Genomic DNA, 20,292 nt, shown 5'->3' on the forward strand with positions numbered 1-20,292 from the left:
CGGATCCGGCTGGACTCATCGGCCCATCGCGGCGGTTTATCGATTTCTAACTGCATGCTGCATGCAGGAACAAGACTGACGGTGATGCGGGGCCGCCATTCCGCCAGGCTCATTTTCCCCCTTGAACCTGAAGTGGCTACAGCTTGTAGAAGCAATGTCCCGTAGCAAGCGCAGACGGAGACATGCCATGGCGACCAGCACCGAATCCGGCCTCAAGACCCTCTCCTGGAAGGTCGGCGGCATGGATTGCGCGAGCTGCGCGGCGAAGATTCGCGGCGCGGTGGAGCGCCTGCCGGGCGTCGACGAGGTCAGGCTTTCCGTGATGTCCGAGACGCTGACGCTCGTGCTCGACGAGGCGCAGACGAGCGCCGCGGCCGTGGAGAAGCGCGTCCACGGCCTTGGCTACACCGCTGCCGCCCTGGCGACAGACTCCAGGGACTCGACGACCCACCCGGAGGCCCGCGGCGGCGGGCATGACCACGCTCGTGACGTTTCCAGCCACGATCACGGCCCGCAGCAGCACGGCGATGCCTGCTGCTCGGCAGATGATTCCGGCCACGGCCACGACCATTCCGGACATGATCATGCCGGGCATGACCACGCCGCGCACCGGAAGAGCGACAAGGCGCCCGAACGCGCTCAGGCCGATCACGGCCACGGCTTGCCGGGCCATGTCCACGAGGTCATCCCGGAAGGCGCCAGCTGGTATCAGACAGGCAAGGGTCGGCTCGTGCTGGTGACAGGCGCTTTGCTCGCCGCTGCCTGGATCATCGGCAGCGTCCGGCACGACATCGCCTACTGGGCCTTCCTCGTCGCCTGCCTGGTCGGCGTCGCGCCGGTGGCACGGCGGGCGCTGGCTGCGGCCCGCGCCGGCATCCCCTTCACCATCGAGATGCTGATGACGATTGCCGCCGTCGGCGCGCTCTTCATCGGCGCGGCGGAGGAAGCGGCTCTCGTCGTCTTCCTCTTTGCCGTCGGCGAGGTGCTGGAAGGCGTGGCCGCCGATCGCGCCCGCGCCTCGATCCGCGCGCTCGGCGACCTCGTGCCGAAGACCGCCCTGATCGAAGAGAACGGCGCCACCCGGCAGGTCGACGCCGCAAGCCTCGCGATCGGCCAGGTCGTGCTCGTCCGTCCCGGCGACCGCATCCCCGCCGATGGCGAGATCCTGGATGGCGTGTCCGGCATCGACGAAAGCCCGGTGACCGGCGAATCGGTGCCCAAGACCAAGGGCATCGGCGAGCCCGTCTATGCCGGATCGGTGAACCGCGAGGCTGCGCTGCGCATCCGGGTGGCGAAGGCGGCTCAGGACAACACGATCGCCCGCATCATCCGTCTGGTCGAGGAGGCACAGGAGGCGCGCGCGCCGACAGAGCGCTTCATCGACCGCTTCTCGCGCTGGTACATGCCGGCGATCGTCGGGCTCGCCCTGCTGGTTGCCCTGGTGCCGCCCCTCTTCTTCGCCGGCGAATGGGCGGTGTGGGTTTACCGCGCGCTCGCCCTGCTGCTGATCGGCTGCCCCTGCGCGCTGGTCATCTCGGTTCCGGCCGCCATCGCCGCGGCCCTGTCGGCCGGGGCGCGCCAGGGCCTCCTGATGAAGGGCGGCGTCGTCATCGAGACGGCGGCCCGCACCGGTCACGTCGCCTTCGACAAGACCGGCACCCTCACCCGGGGGCAGCCGCGCGTCACCGACATCGTCGCCTTCGGGCGGGACGAGCGCGAGGTGCTCGCGCTCGCTGCCTCCGTCGAATCAGGCTCAGCCCATCCACTGGCCGAAGCGGTGCTCGAGCGCGCGCGCACCGACGCCATCGGCTTTGCTCCTGCGACGGAAGCGGCAGCGCTCCCGGGCCAGGGCGTGACCGGCACGGTCGATGGCCGCGCCGTCTTCGTGGGCGCGCCGCGCCACGCCGCCGCCCGCGCACCCTTCGACCGCAGCACCCGGGCAGCCGTCGAGACCCTCGAGAGCGCAGGGAAGACCGTCGCCGCGGTAACCGTCGACGGCACGCTGGCCGGACTCCTCGCATTGCGCGACGAGCCCCGCGCGGACGCCGCTGCGGCCGTCGCCGAACTGAAGGCGATGGGTATCCGCGCGACCATGCTGACCGGCGACAATGCCCGCACGGGCGCCGCCATCGCCGGCACGCTCGGCATGGAGCACCAGGCGGAGCTGATGCCGGACGGCAAGGTCGATGCGCTGAAGCGGCTGGCCGCCGGCACGGCGGTGATGATGGTCGGCGACGGCATCAACGATGCCCCGGCGCTGGCCGCCGCGCATATCGGCATCGCGATGGGCTCGGGCACCGATGTCGCGCTCGAAACGGCCGATGGCGCGGTCCTGAAGAGCCGGGTTCGCGACGTTCCGGCACTGATCCGCCTGGCCCGGGCTGCGATGGGGAACATCCGGGCGAACATCAGCATCGCGCTCGGCCTCAAGGCCGTGTTCCTGGTGACGAGCGTGCTCGGCTACACCGGGCTCTGGGTCGCGATCCTCGCCGATACCGGCGCAACCGTGCTGGTCACCGCCAACGCGCTGCGTCTCCTGCGTTTCGACGCCGGCAGGACGGCCTGAGGCCATGCTGATCGGTCGGGCGGCGCTCGCGAGGCGCGTCGCCCAGCCCGCGGGTTCTTATACCGTGATGTCGGCGAGCGCTCCGGTGCCGCGCTCGGTCTTTGCGTCCGCCTGACGCAGGATCTCGTCGCGGACCTTGGCCAGCACGTCGCCCTTGGCCTTGGCATCGAGCTTGTTGAATTCCTCTTCCGTCATGCCGAGCTTCGACAGAATCGCCTGCTGAACCCGTTCCTCCGGGCTCATCTGCGCGAATTTCAGGAAGTCCGCCTCGACGGAAGAGGAGGACGAGGTAGCGGACCCGCTGCTGCTGGCCGCCGAAGTGGCTGTGCTGGCCGTCCCCGCCGCGTAGGGGGAGGTTACGACCGGCGAGGCGGACCGGCCGGCGATGGCGATCGACATGGCGTTCTCCTTTTGCCTGGTCGGGCCCCGCTGCAATCCGCGCGCCGACCGAAGGCATCAGGAAAATCTCCCGTGCTGCAGGGGCTTGGCCTGCGACCGGGCTACCTTGGCGGAAGGATGGCGGCATAAAATGCCCGGCAAGAATGACCCGCCGGCAGCAACCGCGGCTCGAGCGGAATCGGGCGGAGCGGCGCAATTCGGAACGGCCGCGATTGCGACGGAAACAAGACGCCGCGCTCATTTTGCAGCGCAAAATGACAGGCGATGCCGATCCGCCTCGCTTAGCACTCGCAGCATGCCTAATTTTGAGGCGAAATGAAATGCGGCGCCGAAGCGAATCCAAATATCAGGCAGAAAATTGGTTTCATTTGAAACGAGAGCCGCACCCAACGCAGGACGGAAGAGCAAAAGTAACCGATGAGTGAATGGTTCATGCTCCCAATGCATAACGGAGCTGAATCAAAGCCTCTGTTTGCGGCACGGTGATCGACTTATATGCAGCGCACAACGAGATTGTCGCTGTGGGCACCGCCCCGGTCCGGAATATTCGCCAAGGAAAACCGCCATGTTCGTCACCATGATCGCTGCTAAGATCCGCGCCTACCTCCGTTATCGCGAGACCGTTCGCGAGCTCTCCCGTCTGACCGACCGCGAGCTCGACGATCTCGGCCTGTCGCGCTCGGAGATCAACTTCATCGCCCGCTCGCACGCCGCGGCCTGAAGTCACCGAACGAGAACCGCCGCGCATCGGGCGCGGCGCCTTCTAAGTAGTTTCTCCTAGGGCTCGCGTTTTCCCCTCCCCTCGAGCCTTGGTCGAAGAGCGAATGCCCGCCTCACGGCGGGCATTTTGCATTTCAGGTCCTGCTTTCGCTTGACCTTGACGCCGGCTGCGGACACATCCCGGCCATGACAGCCGAAAACCAGAAACCCGTTCACGTCATCGGCGGCGGCCTCGCAGGCTCGGAAGCCGCCTGGCAGATCGCCCAGGCCGGCGTGCCCGTCGTCATCCACGAGATGCGGCCGGTCCGCGGCACCGACGCCCACAAGACCGAAGGGCTGGCCGAGCTCGTCTGCTCCAACTCCTTCCGTTCCGACGACGCCGAAAGCAATGCCGTCGGCCAGTTGCATTGGGAGATGCGCCACCTCGGCTCGCTGATCATGGCCAAGGGCGACGCCCATCAGGTCCCGGCCGGCGGCGCCCTTGCGGTCGACCGCGACGGCTTCTCGCAGGCCGTCACCGCGGCACTCGAAGCCCATCCGCTGGTGACGATCGAGCGCGGCGAGATCGCCGGCCTGCCTCCCGCAGACTGGGACAAGGTCGTCATCGCCACCGGCCCGCTCACCTCCTCGGCGCTGGCGCAGGGCATCCTGTCCCTGACCGGCGAGACCTCGCTCGCCTTCTTCGACGCCATCGCGCCGATCGTGCATTTCGATTCGATCGACATGGACACCGCCTGGTTCCAGTCGCGCTACGACAAGGCCGGCCCCGGCGGCACCGGGGCGGACTACATCAACTGCCCGCTCGACCGCGACCAGTACGAGGCCTTCGTCGATGCGCTGCTCGCGGCCGAGAAGACCGAATTCAAGGAATGGGAGGGCACGCCCTATTTCGATGGCTGCCTGCCGATCGAGGTCATGGCCGAACGCGGCCGTGAGACCCTGCGCTGGGGGCCGATGAAGCCCGTCGGCCTGACCAACAAGCACAACCCGACGGTGAAGGCCTATGCGGTCGTCCAGCTGCGCCAGGACAACGCGCTCGGCACGCTGTTCAACATGACCGGCTTCCAGACCAAGCTGAAATATGGCGAGCAGGCCGCGATCTTCCGGATGATCCCCGGGCTCCAGAACGCCGAATTCGCCCGCCTCGGCGGCATTCACCGCAACACCTATCTCAACTCGCCGAAGCTGCTCGACGAGGCGCTGCGGCTGAAGGCGGATCCCCGGCTGCGCTTCGCCGGCCAGATCACCGGCTGCGAAGGCTATGTCGAGAGCGCCGCGATCGGGCTCCTTGCCGGCCGCATGGCGGCGGCCGAGAGGCTCGGCCGCGATCTGCCCCTGCCGCCGGCGACGACGGCGCTGGGCGCGCTGGTCAACCACATCACCGGCGGGCATATCGAGACCATCGACGAAGGACCGCGCTCCTTCCAGCCGATGAACATCAATTTCGGCCTGTTCCCGCCGATCGAGGGCGTCGCGACCACCGGCCCCGACGGCAAGCGCCTGAAGGGCCCTGCCAAGAGCCTCGCCCGCAAGCAGGCCCTGACCGCACGGGCGAAGCGGGTGATGGCGGAATGGGCCGGGAGCGCGCAGTCGAGGGCGGCGGAATGAGCCCTAACCCTGTCGCGCGGCCTTCCACAGGATCCATTGCCGGCGCCAGGCCGACAGCGCGATGATCGAGCGATAGGGGTCGTAGCCCTTGCGTTCCATCTGCTTGAGATAGGGCTCGACCAGCGCGACCGGCAGGAAGGCCGGCTTGATCGCAGGCGGGATCGTGTCGCCGAGGCTGGCGAGCCGCTTGAGGTGGTTGCGCGCGATCTCGCGCAATTCCTTGAGCGTATAGAGCACCCCCGGCCCGCCGCGTCCCCGCACGATGTCGTCCCGCGTGACGCCGTTGCGGGAGAGGATGTCGGCCGGCAGATAGACCTGCCCTTCCGCCGCATGCCAGGGAAACGCCCGCATCAGCCCCGTCAGCGCATACGCGACGCCTGCATGGCCGCAGGCCGTGGCCCCGCCCGGATCGCGTCCGCCGGCCAGCACGATACAGGCGAGCCGGATCAACGCGCTCGAGGTTTCGCCAGCATAACCTTCGAGATCCCGCAGCGACGGCATCGGATCGTCATAGAGATCGAAGGTGCGGGCATCGATCAACCCCGTCAGCGGCGCGATCGGCAGCCGGTAGCGCTTCATCGTGTCGAGCAGCGCGGCGGCGACGGGATGGCCCTGCACCTCGCCGTTCGGCTGGCCTTCGAGCAGGTCGCGCCACCATTGCAGCCTGACCTCGCCCGGAAGCGGCTCGCTGACCAGCGCCCTCACCCGCGCGATCTCCAGGCTGAAGGCATAGAGCGCGAAAAGCCCGTGGCGGCGAGCCTCCGGCGCATAGAGCGTCGCGATGTAGCGATCCTGATCCTGTTCCCTGACGAGCGCGGCGCAATGGGCGTAGGCATCCGGTAGGGGCGCCGACACCGGGTCGTCGCGCCGCTCGCTCTGAATCTGAGGTGTCGTACCGCTCCGGCCCGTCATCTCCGGCCTCGCTTTCGGGTCCACTCTAGGCCAATGGCTGCGCCACGGCTACGCCCGCGGGACATGGCTGTCCGAATGTCGCAGCCAGACGGGTCAGGCAATGGCGATCAGCGCTGCCGCCACGCGCCGATCCTCGCCGACCAGCACGTTGTAGGTGCGCGCGGCCGCGCCCGTCGCCATGCCCTCCACCGTGATCCCGGCCTGCTTCAGCGGATCACGCAGCCAGGGCGGGATGAAGGCGATGTCCAGTCCCGTGCCGATGATCAGGAAGTCGATCGTCTCTGCCTCGTCGAGGATCGGCTGCAGGCTCGCCGGGGTCACCTCGGAAAACTGCATCACTGGCCAGATCCGGATGCCTGCCGGCGTCGCGATGATCGAGCCCTTGTGGCTCATCTCGGCGAACCGAAAACCGCCGGCGCCGATCGCGTCGAGCGGCCAGCGCCCCGGCACGAAGCCGTCAAAGCGCGCCATCGGCGTCGGCCTCAGCCGGCCTTGGGCTTGGCGCCGGACAGGGAGCGTTCTCGCGCCTCGTCCCGCGCGCCCTGGCCGCGGACGTCCATGTAGAGCAGCACCGGCGTCGAGATGAACATCGCCGAATAGGTGCAGACCACCACGCCGAACAGCATGACGAGCGCGAAGCCCTCGATCGCCGAGCCGCCGAAGATGACGAGCGCCAGCAGCGACAGGAAGGTCGTCGTCGCCGTCATCGCGGTGCGCGACAGGGTCGAGTTGACCGAAAGGTCAAGGAGCTCCGGTATCGGCATGGTCTTGTAGCGCCGCAGCAATTCACGCGTGCGGTCGAACACCACCACCGTCTCGTTCAGCGAATAGCCGACGATGGTCAGGATCGCCGCGATCGAGGTCAGGTTGAACTCGAGCCGCGAGATCAGGAAGAAGCCCATGGTCAGCACGATGTCGTGCAGCGTGCCGAGAATCGCGCCGATGGCGAGCGGCATCTCGAAGCGGAACCAGAGATAGATCAGCACGCCGGTGATCGCGAGCACGACACCCAGCGCGCCGGCCTGCACGAGTTCGCCCGAGACACGCGGGCCGACCGTCTCGATGCGCCGGAACTCATAGGTCGCGGCAAAGGCCTCTCGCGCTTTCGCGACCACGTTCTGCTGGGCGCTCTCGCCGCCCGCCTGCAGAGGAAAGCGCATCGAGAGCTCGGTACCGTCGCCGAATTCCTGGACCTCGGCGTCGCCGAAGCCCAGGGCGTTGGCCGTCTGGCGGACCTGGGCGATCTCGATCTTGCCGCTCTTCGCCTGCATCTCGATCAGGGTGCCGCCCTTGAAGTCGATGCCGAAGTTGAGCCCGACCGTCAGGAAGAGCACGAGCACCAGGATCGAGTAGGCGGCCGAGAGCGGGTAGCTGAAGCGGCGGAACCAGACGAATTTGAAGCGGGTGTTGTCGGGAACGATGCGAAGCAGGCGCATGGCCAATCTCCTCTAGAGCTGGCAGCGTCAGAACGGGAGGTGCTTGGGCTTGGCCCAGCGATACCAGACGGCGATCAGCATCCGCGTCAGCGTCACCGCCGTGATGACGGTGGTGAGAATGCCGAGGATGAAGACGACCGCAAAGCCGCGCACGGGCCCCGAGCCCAGCGCGAACAGCGCCACCGCTGCGATCAGCATGGTGACGTTGGAGTCGATGATGGTCGCGAAGGCGCGCTGGAAGCCGGCCTCGAGCGCCGAGACCAGGCTGCGGCCCTGGTGCTCCTCCTCGCGCATGCGCTCGTAGATCAGCACGTTCGAGTCGACCGCCGTGCCGATGGTCAGCACGATTCCGGCGATGCCGGGCAGCGTCATCGTGGCGCCGATCAGCGACATCAGGCCGAAGATCAGGCAGACATGGACGAACAGCGCGATGCTCGCGATCATGCCGAAGATGCCGTAGGTCGCGAGCATGTAGATCACCACCAGCACGCCAGCGATCAGCGTCGCGAGCTTGCCGGCGTGGATCGAGTCGGCGCCGAGGCCGGGGCCGACCGTGCGCTCCTCGACGATGGTCATCTTGGCCGGCAGGGCGCCGGCGCGCAGCAGGATCGCCAGGTTGTTGACCTGCTGGACGGTGAAGCTGCCGGAGATCTGGCCCGAACCGCCAGTGATCGGAGACTGGATGACCGGCGATGAGATCACCTTGTTGTCGAGCACGATGGCCAGCGGCCGCCCGAGGTTTTCCGTGGTGATCTGGCCGAAGCGCTGGGCGCCGCGAATGTTGAAGCGGAAGTTCACGATCGGCTGGCCGGTGCGCGAATCGAATGAGGGCTGCGCGTCGACGAGATCGGCGCCGTCGACGACCGGCTGGCGCAGCACGGGCACGAGCTGCCCCGCGGCGTCCTGCGAAGGCAGCATGTCGACGTCGGTGCTGTTGGCGTCGCCGACGAGGCGGAACTCCAGCTTGGCGGTGTCGCCGAGAATTTCCTTGAGCCGCTGGGAATCCTGCAGGCCCGGGACCTGGACCAGAATGCGGTCGAGGCCCTGACGCTGGATGTTCGGCTCGGTGGTGCCGAGCGCGTCGACGCGCCGGCGCAGAACCTCCATCGCCTGCTCGACGGCCCGGCGGATGCGCTCGTTCGAGCCGGCCTCGGTCACGGTGAGCTGAATCAGCCCGTCGGGCTGCTCGGTGATCGCGATCGACTGGTTGCCCGAGGGGCCGAAGGCGCCAAGCGTACCGACCGGCTGCGACAGTTCGCGCAGCTTGGGCAGGACGCGCTCGCGCTCCGCCGCGTCGGCCACGCGGAACTGGACGCCGCGCTGGGTGGTCTGGATGCCGCCCTGCAGGCTGATGCGCTCCTCGCGCAGGATGCGGCGGGAATCGTCCCGCAGCTGCGTCACCTGGCTGCGGATCAGGTCGGCCCGGTCGATCTCGAGCAGAACATGCGAGCCGCCCTGCAGGTCGAGGCCGAGGACCACGGCATGGACCGGCAGCAGGAAGCGCGGAATCCAGGAGGGAGCGTTGTCCTCGATGGCCTTGCGCGTCTCCGGCGAAAACAGGTTCGGCACGGCAAGCCCGCAGCCGAAGAGCAGCACGAGCAGGACGAGAATGACCTTGCGGGCCTGGAGACGAAGCATCTGCGGGAACAGCCTTGTTGGGGGGCCCGGCCTCGCCTGGAGGCCGGGTCGTCGCCTCAGTTCTTGACCGGCTCGGTCTTCGAGCGCACGTCCTGGATCATGCCGCGCACGATGCGCACGCGCACGCCTTCGGCGATCTCGGCTTCGACCTCGCCATCGTCCACGACCTTGGAGACCTTGGCGACCAGGCCGCCCGACGTCACGATCGTGTCGCCGCGGCGCACATTCTTGATCATCTCCTGATGCGTCTTGGCCCGGCGCTGCTGCGGCCGGATGATCAGGAACCACATGATGACGAAGATCAGGAGGAACGGCACCAGCTGGATCAGCATGTCGGCGCCGCCACCGGCTCCCAACGACTGGGCGAAAGCGGGGGTGATCACGAAAACACTCCTTTGATGCGATGGCCACGCCCCGTCGGGCCGCGAGACACATCACGGAAAGACACGGCAAAAGCATCCGCCCGGCCGGAAAATCGCGCGGACTATAGCCAGCAATGCCATGAAATCAATCGGACACGCCCGGTTGCCCGGACGCGCTCCTCACCTATGGGCTTAGCCCCATTCGCGCAATGCCCTTGCACAACATCGCGCAACGCGGTTTAGCTAGGGCCGTGACCGTACCGGACGGTACGGTACGGTCGCCAGCCAAACCATGAAGGCGCATGCCAGATGACCGAGAACACCATCGACCAGACCGCCGCCGAGACGCTGGCGACCCTGCTGCGCATCGCCTCCGCACTCGAGCGCATCGCCCCTCCCCCGCGCAAGCCGATCGACCTGGCAGCGGCCGACGCCTTCGTCTGGCAGGCCGCGGGCGCGGAACTCGTGCCGGTGCCGAAGGTCAACCGCGTCGCGCTGTCGCTGCTGCGCGGCGTCGACCGCGTCCGTGACACGCTGGCCGAGAATACCGAGCGCTTCGCCAAGGGCCTGCCGGCCAACAACGTCCTGCTCTGGGGCGCGCGCGGCATGGGCAAGTCATCGCTGGTCAAGGCCGTGCACGCCGACACCAACCAGAACCGCGCCAAGGGCGGGCTCCCGCTGAAGCTGATCGAGATCCATCGCGAGGACATCGAGAGCCTGCCCGCGCTGATGGGCCAGCTTCGCAATGATCCGCATCGGGCCATCGTCTTCTGCGACGATCTGTCCTTCGACAGCGACGACACCTCCTACAAGTCGCTGAAGGCGGTGCTGGACGGCGGCGTCGAGGGCCGGCCCGAGAACGTCGTTTTCTACGCCACCTCGAATCGCCGCCATCTGCTGCCGCGCGACATGATGGACAATGAGCGCGCGACCTCGATCAACCCGGGCGAGGCGATCGAGGAAAAGGTCTCGCTCTCGGACCGCTTCGGCCTCTGGCTCGGCTTCCACAAATGCAGCCAGGACGAATATCTGGAGATGATCAACGGCTACGCCACCCATTTCGGACTGACGATTCCGCCGGAGGAATTGCGCCGCGATGCACTGGAATGGTCGACGACCCGCGGCTCCCGCTCGGGCCGCACCGCCTGGCAGTACATCCAGGACCTGGCCGGCCGGCTCGGCAGGACGCTGGAAAGCTGATCAGGCGCAACGGAGAGGCTGAACCGCATGCCCGGCCGTTGCGACGACGCCGTGACCGCTGCGCGGAAACACGCAAAACGGGACGGACCTTCTGGTCCGTCCCGTTTCTAGTTCGATCGGCGGGGTCTCGCGGGTACCGATCGAAGGTTGAAACCGGATTGGGCGGCTTCGATCAGTTGTTCAGATAAGGCGTCGGGTCGACGGGCGTGGAGCCCTTGCGCAGCTCGAAGTGGAGCTGCGGCGAGGCGACGTTGCCGCTCTGGCCGGAGCTGGCCACCACCTGGCCGCGCTTCACCACGTCGCCGCGCTTCACCTTGAGCTCGCCGTTATGGGCATAGGCCGAGACATAGCCGTTCGGATGGCGAATCAGGACGAGGTTGCCGTACCCCTTCAGCTCGCTCCCGGCATAGGCGACCGTGCCGTCCTCCGTCGCCTTGACCGGCGTGCCGTCGGGCACGGCGATGTTGATGCCCTCGTTGCCGCCCTTGCCGTTGAACCCGGCGATGACGCGGCCGCGAACGGGCCAGCGGAAATCGGCCTTGTCGGCACTCGACGAGCCCGCCTCCGGCTGCTTCGGCAGGCTGGCGGTGGTCTTCGGCTCCGGCGCAGGCTCGGGCCTTGCCGTTGCGGCCGGTCTCGATTCTGTGGCTGGCGCGCTGGCGACCGCGACGGGACGCGCGAGCTCCGCATGAGCCGTCGCCTTCGCAGCCGATGCCGGCCTGGCCTCCGTCACGGGGCGGGCGGCGGGCGTGGCGGCGATCTTGCGCGCCTCGGCCTTAGCCTTGGCCTCCGCCGCAAAGCGGGCGCGCGATTCCCGCATCGCACGGGCATCGGCTTCCGCCTTGGCTTTGGCTTCTGCGGCGGCAGCGGCTTTCGCCTCGGCCGCGCTGCGGGCCTGCGCATGCGTCTCGGCGGCCGCCTGGCGCGCCGGAACCGGGCCGGGCACGAAGCCGCGCGGCTCGGGCGCCGCAGGCGCGGTACGCCGGGCGGGCACGGCAGCGGCGACGGCCGCCCCGCCCGCGTTGTAGACCGGAATGGTCAGGCGGGTGCCGGGCTCGACATTGGCGTTGCTCAGCCCGTTCGCCGACATCAGGGCGGCGCGCGGCACGCCGTAGCGCGAGGAGATCATGTCCAGCGTCTCGCCCTGGGCGAGCACGATCGGCGTGCCGCCCTGCGCGCTCCACCCCGCCGCGCTGCCGCCGACGGGCTGCACCGAGGGAGCCGCCACGGGAGCAGCGGCGATTGCCGGCGCCGCCGGGCGCATGGCCACGCCGGAAGGCGGCGGAGGCAAAGCCTGCGAACGCACGACCGGGGCGGACGGCACCGGCTGCAAGGGCGCACTGGCGCTGGACCCGATCGAGCCCGTGGTCACGGGGTCGCGCATCGGCGCGGCCTGCGCGGTCCTGAACGGATTGTCGAAGGGCGTCTCGGTGAAGCGCATCGCATCGGACGAGCAGGCGCTGACACCCAGGGCAAGCAGGCAGACCGTCGAGAGACGGTGGAGGAGACGGGGCGTGACCGTTCCGGCTTGATTACGCATGGACAGAGTACTCGCGAACGACGCAACTCGATGACGGTCATTAAAGTCCCGTTCAGGTTACGAAAGTGTTTCCCGGTCGCGATTCGATTCACCTTTTTCGATTTTTTGCCGGCACCCGCCGGATCCGGATTCCGGACAGGCTAGAGCGCCTGCGAACGGCCCGGAACCAGGGGCGGCAGCCGGACCACCGGGCCGGTCGCATGGTCGAACTCGCTTTCGTCGAGCCTTGTCACCACCACGCGTCGGGCCACGCCTTCGATCCGCAGGGCTCCGACGAGCCGCCCTCCCGGGGAGAGGCGGGCCAGCAGCGCCTCGGGCACCGCGCTGGTCACACCGTTGACGAGGATGCGATCGAAGCGGCCGAGCGTGCGATCGGGCTGGAAGCCGTCGGCGTGCCGCAGATCCACCGCAGCCCCGAAGCCGCTGCCGGAGACCCGTTCATGCGCAGCCAGTGCGAGCGAGCGATAGCGCTCGAGCGAAACCACCTCCCCGCCCAGGGCCGCCAGCAGGGCGGAGACATAGCCGGAGCCGGTGCCGACCTCGAGGACGCGGGCATCCGGCTGCATGTCGAGCGCGCCGAGCAGGCTCGCCACCGTGTAGGGCGCGGTCATCGTCTGTCCGCAGGGGAGCGGGACCGAGACGTCCTGCCGCGCGAGGTCGGCGAAGCGCGCCGGCGCGAACCGGTCGCGCGGCACGCGCTCCATGGCCCGCAGCAGCGCGAGGTCGCGCACGCCCCGCGCGCGCAGGGAAAGCAGGAAAGCGACGGTGCGCTCGCCCTCGCTGGCCGGCACCTCTTCGCTCATGCCCCCTCCCCGCAGCGCCTCAGGCGAAGACCCGCGCGAAGCGCGTCAGCGTCGGCTCATGCGTCAGGTCGAGCTCCAGCGGCGTCACCGAGATGCGGCTTTCGGCCATCGCGCGCAGATCCGTCCCGTTGGCCGGCTCCTTGCGGCTGCGCTGGAAGGCGATCCAGTAATAGGGATTGCCGCGTCCGTCCTTGCGCGGCTCGAGCTTGACCAGTTCCTGGTCGCGCCGGCCTTGCACGGTGACCGAGACGCCCCCGACCTCGTCCGGCCCCGCATTGGGGAAGTTCAGATTGAACAGAACGCCCTCCGGCACGCCTTCCTCCAGCAGCCGGCGGATGATCCCCGGCGCATGATGCTCGGCGCAGTCCCAGCGGATCGCATTGCGGTCGCCCGGCGTATACGCCTGGCTGATGGCGATCGAGGGAATGCCGAGAAGCGTGCCTTCCATCGCCGCGGCGATCGTGCCGGAATAGGTCACGTCCTCGGCGACGTTCGAGCCCCGGTTGACGCCGGAGAGCACCAGGTCCGGCTTGGCCTCGGCGAGAATCGAGCGCACCGCCATGATGACGCAGTCGGTCGGCGTGCCCGCCACGGCGAAGCGCTTCTCGCTGATCTGGCGCAGCCTGAGCGGGTTGGACAGCGACAGCGAATGCGCGACGCCCGACTGGTCGCTTTCCGGCGCCACCACCCAGACGTCGTCGGAGAGCTGGCTTGCGATGCGCTCCAGCACCTCCAGCCCTTCGGCATGGATGCCGTCGTCGTTGGTCACCAGGATCCGCATCTCAGGCCGCCTTCTCGATCCGCGTCACGCCGCGCATATAGGGCACCAGCACCTCCGGCACGGTGATCGAGCCGTCGGCGTTCTGGTAGGTCTCCATCACCGCGATCAGCGCCCGGCCGACCGCCGTGCCCGAGCCGTTGAGCGTGTGCACGAAGAACGGGCCCTTGCCGTCCCTGGTCTTGTAGCGGGCGTTCATGCGCCGCGCCTGGAAATCGCCGCAGACCGAGCAGGACGAGATCTCGCGATAGGTCTGCTGCCCCGGCAGCCAGGCCTCGATGTCCCAGGTCTTCTGCGAGGCGAAGCCCATGTCGCCGGTGCACAGCGTCATCACGCGATAATGCAGGTCGAGTTTCTTCAGCACGGCTTCCGCGCAGGCGAGCATGCGCTCATGCTCTTCGCGCGATTTCTCCGGCGCGGTGATCGAGACGAGCTCGACCTTCTCGAACTGGTGCTGGCGCAGCATGCCGCGCGTGTCGCGCCCGGCGGAGCCGGCCTCCGAGCGGAAGCAGGGGGTGAGCGCGGTGAATCGAAGCGGAAGCTCTTCCTCGGAGAGGATTGATTCCCTTGCCAGATTGGTCAGCGGGACTTCGGCGGTCGGGATCAGCCAATGCTCTTCGCCCGCCCGGAACTGGTCCTCACGGAACTTCGGCAACTGCGCCGTGCCGAACATCGCATCATCGCGCACCAGCAGCGGCGGATTGACCTCGGTATAGCCGTGCTCCTCGGTGTGCGTGTCGAGCATGAACTGCCCGATCGCCCGACTCAGCCGTGCAATCTGGCTTTGCAGCACGACGAAGCGCGAGCCGGAAAGCTTGGCCGCCTTCTCGAAATCCATCTGGCCGAGCGCCTCGCCCAGCTCGAAATGCTGCTTGGGATCGTTGACGCCCTTGAGCAGCCCTCGCTCCTCCGGCTTCACGCCATGGACGTGCAGCACGACGTTGCCGTGCTCGTCGGCGCCATCGGGCACGTCGTCGAAGGGCAGGTTCGGGATAGCGGCGAGCTTCTCGTCGAGCGCATCCTTGGCGGCCTTCTCCTCGGCCTCCAGCGCCGGCTGCTGCTCCTTGAGCGCCGCGACCTCGGCCTTCAGCTTATCGGCGAGCGCGACGTCCTTCGCGCCCATCGCCTTGCCGATCTCCTTGGAGAGCGCATTGCGGCGCTCCTGCGTGGCCTGCGCCTTGGCAATCGACGAGCGGCGGACATCGTCGAGTTCGAGCAGCGAGGACGACAGCGGCGCCAGGCCCCTGCGTTCAAGCCCCTTGTCGAACGCCGCGGCGTTCTCGCGAATCCATCTGATGTCGTACATCGTCTTTCAGGCCATGCGTGGCTGCGGAATGCAGCGACGCATGCTCTAGACCGGGATCGCGCGCGAGGGAACCACCGGAGGCCGCATTCCTCGCCTCCGCCGCATCATGGACGGGCGCAAAGCGCCCATCCGCTTGCCGCGTCGTCCGGCGCCGGGATCGGACACCGGTGCTCGCCGCACGGGCGAGCATGACAGGAACGCCCTATTCCGCGCCTTCCGCCGCCCTGGCGGCATCCTTCTTCTTCTCGACGCGCCGCACCGAGAAGACCGAGAGCTCGTAGAGCAGCAGCATCGGCACGGCCAGCATCAGCTGAGAGAGGATGTCGGGCGGCGTCAGCACCGCCGCGGCGATAAAGACGAAGACGATGGCGTAGCGGCGCTTGTCCTTCAGGAACTGCGAATCAATGATCCCGGCCTGGCCGAGCAGGGTCAGGATCACCGGCAGCTGGAAGGCGACGCCGAAGGCGAAGATCAGCGTCATGATCAGCGAGAGATATTCGCTGACCTTGGGCAGCAGCGAGATGCCGGCCTGCGTCTCCGTCGCCGCCTGCTGCATGCCGAGCGAGAACTTCATCAGCACCGGCATGGCGAAGAAGAAGACCAGCAGCGCGCCGAGCGTGAAGAAGACCGGCGTCGCGACCAGATAGGGCGCGAAGGCCTGCTTCTCGTTCTTGTAGAGCCCCGGCGCGACAAACTTGTAGAACTGCGTCGCGATCACCGGAAAGGCGAAGAAGCCGGCGCCGAAGGCGGCCACCTTGATATGGGTGAAGAACAGCTCCAGCGGGCCGGTATAGATCAGCTGCGCGTTGGCCGCGCTTCCCGCCGCCCAGACATAGGGCATTACGAGGATGTTGTAGATCCGCGTCGAGAAGCCGAAGCAGATGAAGAACATGATCAGGAAGGCGATCAGCGACTTGATGAGCCGCGAGCGCAGCTCGATCAGATGGTCGAGCAGCGGCGCGCGCGAAGCCTCGATCTCGTCCTCGCCATCGCGAGGATTGGCGACGCTCATGCGGAACTCCCCTCGCCCTTCGCGGCGGCTTTCGGCTTGCGCTTGCGGGCGGGCCTGGTGGTCTCGGGCGCCGTTTCCTCCGGAACCGAAGGAGCAGCGCCTACGTCTACGGGTGCTGCCAGTTCGGCCGTCTTGACGCGGCGCGCTCGCGCCGGCTTGGCCGGCGCCTCATCCACCGCGGCGGCAGCGTCCGCGGGAGCGGCCTCGGCTGCGGCAACCGTCTCGGCCTTCGGCTTGCGGGCCCGCCTGGGCTTCGCGGCCGGCGCCTCGGCGGCGATATCGACCGGCGGCGGCATCTCGGGCGCCGGCAGCGCGGCAAGCTTCGCCTCCGCCTCCTTCAGCGCAGCTTCGTCGACCGGCTTCGCCGCGTCTTCGGTCGCAGGGGCCGCGAAATCCTTCGGCTCCTCGATCGGCTTGTAGTCGCTGTTGAGCGCGCTCGACACGCTCCCGCCGACATCCTCGACCTGCTTCTTCAGGTCGGCGAGCTCGGCCTCGCGCATCGCCTCGTTGAACTGGCCCTGGAACTCGGCAGCCATGCGCCGCACCTTGCCGACCGTCTGGCCGACCGTGCGCAGGACTTTCGGCAGATCCTTGGGGCCGATCACCACGAGCGCCACCGCTCCGATCAGCACCATTTCGCTCCAGGCGATGTCGAACATCGAGGGCTCGTCCTCTCGGAGCACGCCTCGCGACAGGTTGCCACGCAACCGGACCCGAAGACGCGTTCCCTAACAACTCGAAAGACGGACTGCAGCGACCGGGCTCACATCGACGCGGCCGGTTCCGGCGCATTCCCGCCGGTCCGGCCAGTCGGAAGCGGCCTCGGATACGGCCAAGCCGCCCCGCTGCAGCGCTGCCGGCGTCAGGCCTTGTGCTCGGCCTTGGCCTGTGCCGCGGCGTTGCTGGCCTGCGTCTGGTCGATCACCTTCGGGTCGACATTGCTTGCGCTCGGCGTCGGCTCGTCGTCCTCCGCCATGCCCTTCTTGAACGATTTGATGCCCTTGGCGACGTCGCCCATCAACTCGGAAACCTTGCCGCGTCCGAACAGCAGCATCACGATGACGCCGACGACGATCCAGTGCCAAATGCTCACGCCACCCATGGCGAAACTCCTCCGAAATGGTTCTGACCGGGGGGCCGTTGTGTCCATGACCTTGCCCGGTCGATCACTCGGCGGCGCAACCTATTGGCCTGCCGCCGGAAACACAAGGACTTCGTCCAGCAGAATCGTGGCCGTCGCTTCCAGACCCACAGTGGGATCGAAGACAAGGCGGCGACCGAACGTCATGTGCCAACCCCATTGCCTTGATATGGGGGCGCTGGCGGGAAATGAACACCGCCGCCTGGAAGGCGGCGGTGGGCTAGGCATCGCCCTCGTCCAGCGGCGAGAACAGGTCCCCCAACGGGTCTTCGTCGTCGCGCAGCCCCGGATCGTCGTCCGGCACCGGCACGGCGAGGTCCCGCGTCAGCCGCCCCTCGATGAAGCCGGCTCCCTTCAGCTCCTCGAGCCCGGGCAGATCGTCGATGCGGTCGAGCCCGAAATGATCGAGGAAGCCCGGCGTCGTGCCGTAGGTCACCGGGCGCCCCGGCGAGCGCCGGCGACCGCGCAGGCGCACCCATCCCGCCTCCAGCAGGATGTCGAGCGTCCCTTTCGCTGTGGCGACGCCGCGGATGTCCTCGATCTCGGCCCGTGTCACCGGCTGGTGGTAGGCGATGATCGCCAGGATTTCGAGCGCGGCGCGAGAGAGCCGGCGCGGCGGCTCGGCTTCGGCCGCGAGCAGATAGCCGAGATCCGGCGCCGTCCTGAAGGCCCAGCCGCCGGCAACCTGCGTCAGATTGACGCCGCGCGCAGCATAAAGCTCGGAAAGCCTGGCCAGGACCGGCTCGACCGCGATGCCCGCGGGCACCGAGTGGCCGAGCTCGTCGGCCGAGAGCGGCACTGCGGAGGCGAAGAGCAGCGCCTCGACGATGCGCAACGCCTGCGCGAAGGCCGCCGCTCCGCCGCCGTCCTCGTCACTCATCGCCTCGGCGGCCGCCATCGTCATGACGCGTCCAGTCCGGCAAACGGCAGCCCCGGCGGCCGGGCCGAGCGGCGGCGAATCGAGATCGGCGCAAAGGGCTCGTCCTGCCGGATATCGAGCAGGCCTTCCCGCACCATTTCCAGCATGGCGGACAGCGCCGAGGCGCGCACCGTCGCCTTCATCTCACCGGCCGGCAGCCCGTGCGAACGCATATAGGCGGTGAGATAGGGATCGATCTCCGTCCAGTCGCCGGCTTCGCCCACCAGCCGCTGCAATGCTTCGCGGGCTTCGACGAGCGACCAGACGGCACGATGCCCGACCGAGATATGGCCCTGGACGCGCTTCTGGCGCTGCCGTGCGTAGGCGGCCAGCAGGTCGTAGAGCTCCACCTCCCAGACCGGCCGGTTCCCGGCGACGATCTCTTCCGGCGCGCCGCGCGCGAAGACATCCTGCCCAAGGCGGTCGCGGGCGGCCAGCTTGCTCGCCGCGGCACGGATCGCCTCCAGCCGGCGCAGCCGCAGCGCCAGCGCGGTGGCAAGATCGGCCGCGCTCGGCTCCTCGCCCTTCGGTGGCTCGGGCAGCAGCAGCCGCGATTTCAGATAGGCGAGCCAGGCCGCCATCACGAGGTAATCGGCCGCAAGCTCGAGCCTGAGCGCCCGCGCCTCCTCGACGAAGGCGAGATACTGCTCCGCCAGCGCCAGGATCGAGATGCGATGCAGGTCGACCTTCTGGCGGCGCGCGAGGTCGAGCAGCAGGTCGAGCGGCCCCTCATAGCCGTCGACGTCGACGACGAGCGCCGGCTCGCCCTCCCGCTCGGCGCGATCCTCCTCGAATGGCAGCTCGGCCGTCATCCTGGCCCCGTCCCCGTCACGCCTGTGCAGTCGCCTCGGCCCGTCGAGCACCCGCTGCCCCGCCGACCCGCGCGCTCAGCCCCGCGGCGGTAAGATTCGACCTTTCAGCCCGGCAGCGCAAGGGCACCGGCGAGCTCGGCGCGCGCGGCTTCGAGATCGACCGGCTCGGGCTCGTGCCGGATGCGCCCGAGCGCGGCAGCCGCCCTGCGCGCCCGCGCCCCGGTCATCTCCGGCACGGCACCGGCGATCGCGACCATCTCGTCCATGATGCCGTGGCAATGCAGGACGATGTCGACCCCCGCCCGTATGGCCGCCCGCGCCTTGTCGTGGAACGAGCCCGACAGCGCCTTCATCGAGATGTCGTCGGTCATGATCAGCCCGTCAAAGCCGATCTCGCCGCGCATGATCTCGCGCACGATCCTGCGGGAGATGGTAGCGGGGTTCTTCGGGTCGAGCGCGGTGAAGACGACATGCGCCGTCATCGCCAAGGGCATGTCGGCGAGGTGGCGGAAGGGCCGGAAATCATGCGCCCGGAGTTCGTCGAGCGCGGCGTCGACGACAGGCAGGTCGTGGTGGCTGTCGGCCCGCGCGCGGCCATGCCCCGGCATGTGCTTGATCACCGGCAGCACGCCCCCCGCGATCAGCCCTTCTGCAGCGGCCCGGCCGAGACGCGCGACCTGGTCCGGGTCATGCGCATAGGCCCGGTCCCCGATCACGTCGTGGCTGCCCGCGACGGGCACGTCGAGCACGGGCAGGCAATCGACGTCGATGCCGACTGCCTTCAGGTCATGCGCCATCAGCCGGGCCCCGAGCCGGACGATCTCGCGCTGGCGCACCGGGTCGTTGATCCCGAGGAAGCTGCGTGCGGCGGGGTATTTCGGCCAGTTCGGCGGACCCATGCGCTGCACCCGCCCGCCTTCCTGGTCGATCAGGATCGGCGCGTGCCAGCCCACCGTCTCGCGCATTTCGGCCGTCAATGCCGCGACCTGACCAGGCGATTGCGTGTTGCGCCGGAACAGGATGAAGCCCCATGGCCGCGCATCACGGAAGAACGCGCGCTCGTCGGCGGTGAGGCTGGTGCCGAGGCAACCGGCGATGAAGGCACGCGAGGTCATGGCACCGGGTTAGGAACTGGCGGTG

General features: G+C 68.2%; 20 protein-coding genes. 4 read left to right on the forward strand and 16 right to left on the reverse strand.

What is annotated here, in order from left to right; all coding sequences use genetic code 11:
* Nucleotides 1-187 precede the first annotated feature (187 nt).
* On the forward strand, nt 188-2,566 hold the full coding sequence (locus BGO20_RS06110) for a heavy metal translocating P-type ATPase (RefSeq protein WP_291661879.1): 2,379 nt from the start codon (nt 188-190) through the stop codon (nt 2,564-2,566).
* Nucleotides 2,567-2,623: 57 nt separating this feature from the next.
* Here the strand turns inward: BGO20_RS06110 and BGO20_RS06115 are convergent, their stop codons facing one another.
* Complete coding sequence (locus tag BGO20_RS06115) at nt 2,624-2,965, reverse strand: hypothetical protein (protein WP_291661877.1); 342 nt, start codon at nt 2,963-2,965, stop codon at nt 2,624-2,626.
* A gap of 565 nt (nt 2,966-3,530) precedes the next feature.
* Here BGO20_RS06115 and BGO20_RS06120 point away from each other — a divergent pair.
* The gene (locus tag BGO20_RS06120; protein ID WP_081925531.1) at nt 3,531-3,686 is read left to right on the forward strand and encodes a DUF1127 domain-containing protein; all 156 of its coding nucleotides are present in this window, start codon (nt 3,531-3,533) and stop codon (nt 3,684-3,686) included.
* A gap of 185 nt (nt 3,687-3,871) precedes the next feature.
* The gene (trmFO, locus tag BGO20_RS06125; protein ID WP_291661874.1) at nt 3,872-5,293 is read left to right on the forward strand and encodes a methylenetetrahydrofolate--tRNA-(uracil(54)-C(5))-methyltransferase (FADH(2)-oxidizing) TrmFO; all 1,422 of its coding nucleotides are present in this window, start codon (nt 3,872-3,874) and stop codon (nt 5,291-5,293) included.
* 3 nt (nt 5,294-5,296) lie between these two features.
* Here trmFO and BGO20_RS06130 read toward each other — a convergent pair whose 3' ends face one another.
* The 5 genes from BGO20_RS06130 to yajC all read right to left on the reverse strand — a co-directional run bounded on the left by BGO20_RS06130 (nt 5,297) and on the right by yajC (nt 9,662).
* Complete coding sequence (locus BGO20_RS06130; protein ID WP_291661873.1) at nt 5,297-6,205, reverse strand: phytoene/squalene synthase family protein; 909 nt, start codon at nt 6,203-6,205, stop codon at nt 5,297-5,299.
* A gap of 93 nt (nt 6,206-6,298) precedes the next feature.
* Complete coding sequence (locus BGO20_RS06135) at nt 6,299-6,676, reverse strand: Mth938-like domain-containing protein (protein WP_291661872.1); 378 nt, start codon at nt 6,674-6,676, stop codon at nt 6,299-6,301.
* A gap of 11 nt (nt 6,677-6,687) precedes the next feature.
* Nucleotides 6,688-7,641, reverse strand: a complete 954-nt coding sequence (gene secF / locus BGO20_RS06140) for a protein translocase subunit SecF (RefSeq protein ID WP_291661871.1) — start codon at nt 7,639-7,641, stop codon at nt 6,688-6,690.
* 27 nt (nt 7,642-7,668) lie between these two features.
* Nucleotides 7,669-9,279, reverse strand: coding sequence for a protein translocase subunit SecD (gene secD / locus BGO20_RS06145; protein ID WP_291661870.1), 1,611 nt, complete (start codon nt 9,277-9,279; stop codon nt 7,669-7,671).
* 56 nt (nt 9,280-9,335) lie between these two features.
* Nucleotides 9,336-9,662, reverse strand: coding sequence for a preprotein translocase subunit YajC (gene yajC, locus BGO20_RS06150; protein WP_465245999.1), 327 nt, complete (start codon nt 9,660-9,662; stop codon nt 9,336-9,338).
* Nucleotides 9,663-9,950: 288 nt separating this feature from the next.
* Here yajC and BGO20_RS06155 point away from each other — a divergent pair, with 288 nt between their 5' ends.
* On the forward strand, nt 9,951-10,841 hold the full coding sequence (locus tag BGO20_RS06155) for an ATP-binding protein (RefSeq protein WP_291661868.1): 891 nt from the start codon (nt 9,951-9,953) through the stop codon (nt 10,839-10,841).
* A gap of 172 nt (nt 10,842-11,013) precedes the next feature.
* Here BGO20_RS06155 and BGO20_RS06160 read toward each other — a convergent pair whose 3' ends face one another.
* The 10 genes from BGO20_RS06160 to nagZ all read right to left on the reverse strand — a co-directional run bounded on the left by BGO20_RS06160 (nt 11,014) and on the right by nagZ (nt 20,267).
* On the reverse strand, nt 11,014-12,381 hold the full coding sequence (locus BGO20_RS06160; protein ID WP_291661865.1) for a LysM peptidoglycan-binding domain-containing M23 family metallopeptidase: 1,368 nt from the start codon (nt 12,379-12,381) through the stop codon (nt 11,014-11,016).
* 140 nt (nt 12,382-12,521) lie between these two features.
* Complete coding sequence (locus BGO20_RS06165; RefSeq protein WP_291661864.1) at nt 12,522-13,184, reverse strand: protein-L-isoaspartate O-methyltransferase family protein; 663 nt, start codon at nt 13,182-13,184, stop codon at nt 12,522-12,524.
* 19 nt (nt 13,185-13,203) lie between these two features.
* Nucleotides 13,204-13,965, reverse strand: a complete 762-nt coding sequence (gene surE, locus BGO20_RS06170) for a 5'/3'-nucleotidase SurE (protein ID WP_291661862.1) — start codon at nt 13,963-13,965, stop codon at nt 13,204-13,206.
* Between the two features lies 1 nt (nt 13,966).
* On the reverse strand, nt 13,967-15,268 hold the full coding sequence (gene serS / locus BGO20_RS06175; protein WP_291661860.1) for a serine--tRNA ligase: 1,302 nt from the start codon (nt 15,266-15,268) through the stop codon (nt 13,967-13,969).
* Nucleotides 15,269-15,470: 202 nt separating this feature from the next.
* On the reverse strand, nt 15,471-16,280 hold the full coding sequence (tatC, locus tag BGO20_RS06180) for a twin-arginine translocase subunit TatC (RefSeq protein ID WP_291661858.1): 810 nt from the start codon (nt 16,278-16,280) through the stop codon (nt 15,471-15,473).
* Nucleotides 16,277-16,939, reverse strand: a complete 663-nt coding sequence (tatB, locus tag BGO20_RS06185) for a Sec-independent protein translocase protein TatB (RefSeq protein WP_291661856.1) — start codon at nt 16,937-16,939, stop codon at nt 16,277-16,279. The genes tatC and tatB overlap by 4 nt, the downstream gene beginning before the upstream one ends.
* A gap of 203 nt (nt 16,940-17,142) precedes the next feature.
* Nucleotides 17,143-17,382 carry a twin-arginine translocase TatA/TatE family subunit gene (locus BGO20_RS06190; protein ID WP_440144223.1) on the reverse strand — a complete coding sequence of 80 codons (240 nt, stop codon included), beginning with the start codon at nt 17,380-17,382 and terminating at the stop codon, nt 17,143-17,145.
* Between the two features lie 259 nt (nt 17,383-17,641).
* A complete protein-coding gene (gene scpB / locus BGO20_RS06195) occupies nt 17,642-18,319 on the reverse strand; it encodes an SMC-Scp complex subunit ScpB (protein WP_465246005.1) in 678 nt (225 codons plus the stop codon).
* Between the two features lie 2 nt (nt 18,320-18,321).
* On the reverse strand, nt 18,322-19,152 hold the full coding sequence (locus tag BGO20_RS06200; RefSeq protein WP_291661854.1) for a segregation and condensation protein A: 831 nt from the start codon (nt 19,150-19,152) through the stop codon (nt 18,322-18,324).
* Nucleotides 19,153-19,256: 104 nt separating this feature from the next.
* Nucleotides 19,257-20,267, reverse strand: a complete 1,011-nt coding sequence (nagZ, locus tag BGO20_RS06205) for a beta-N-acetylhexosaminidase (protein WP_291661852.1) — start codon at nt 20,265-20,267, stop codon at nt 19,257-19,259.
* Nucleotides 20,268-20,292: the final 25 nt, after the last annotated feature.

It is taken from the genome of Allobosea sp. 67-29 (assembly GCF_001898115.1).
Classification (GTDB): Bacteria; Pseudomonadota; Alphaproteobacteria; order Rhizobiales; family Beijerinckiaceae; genus Allobosea.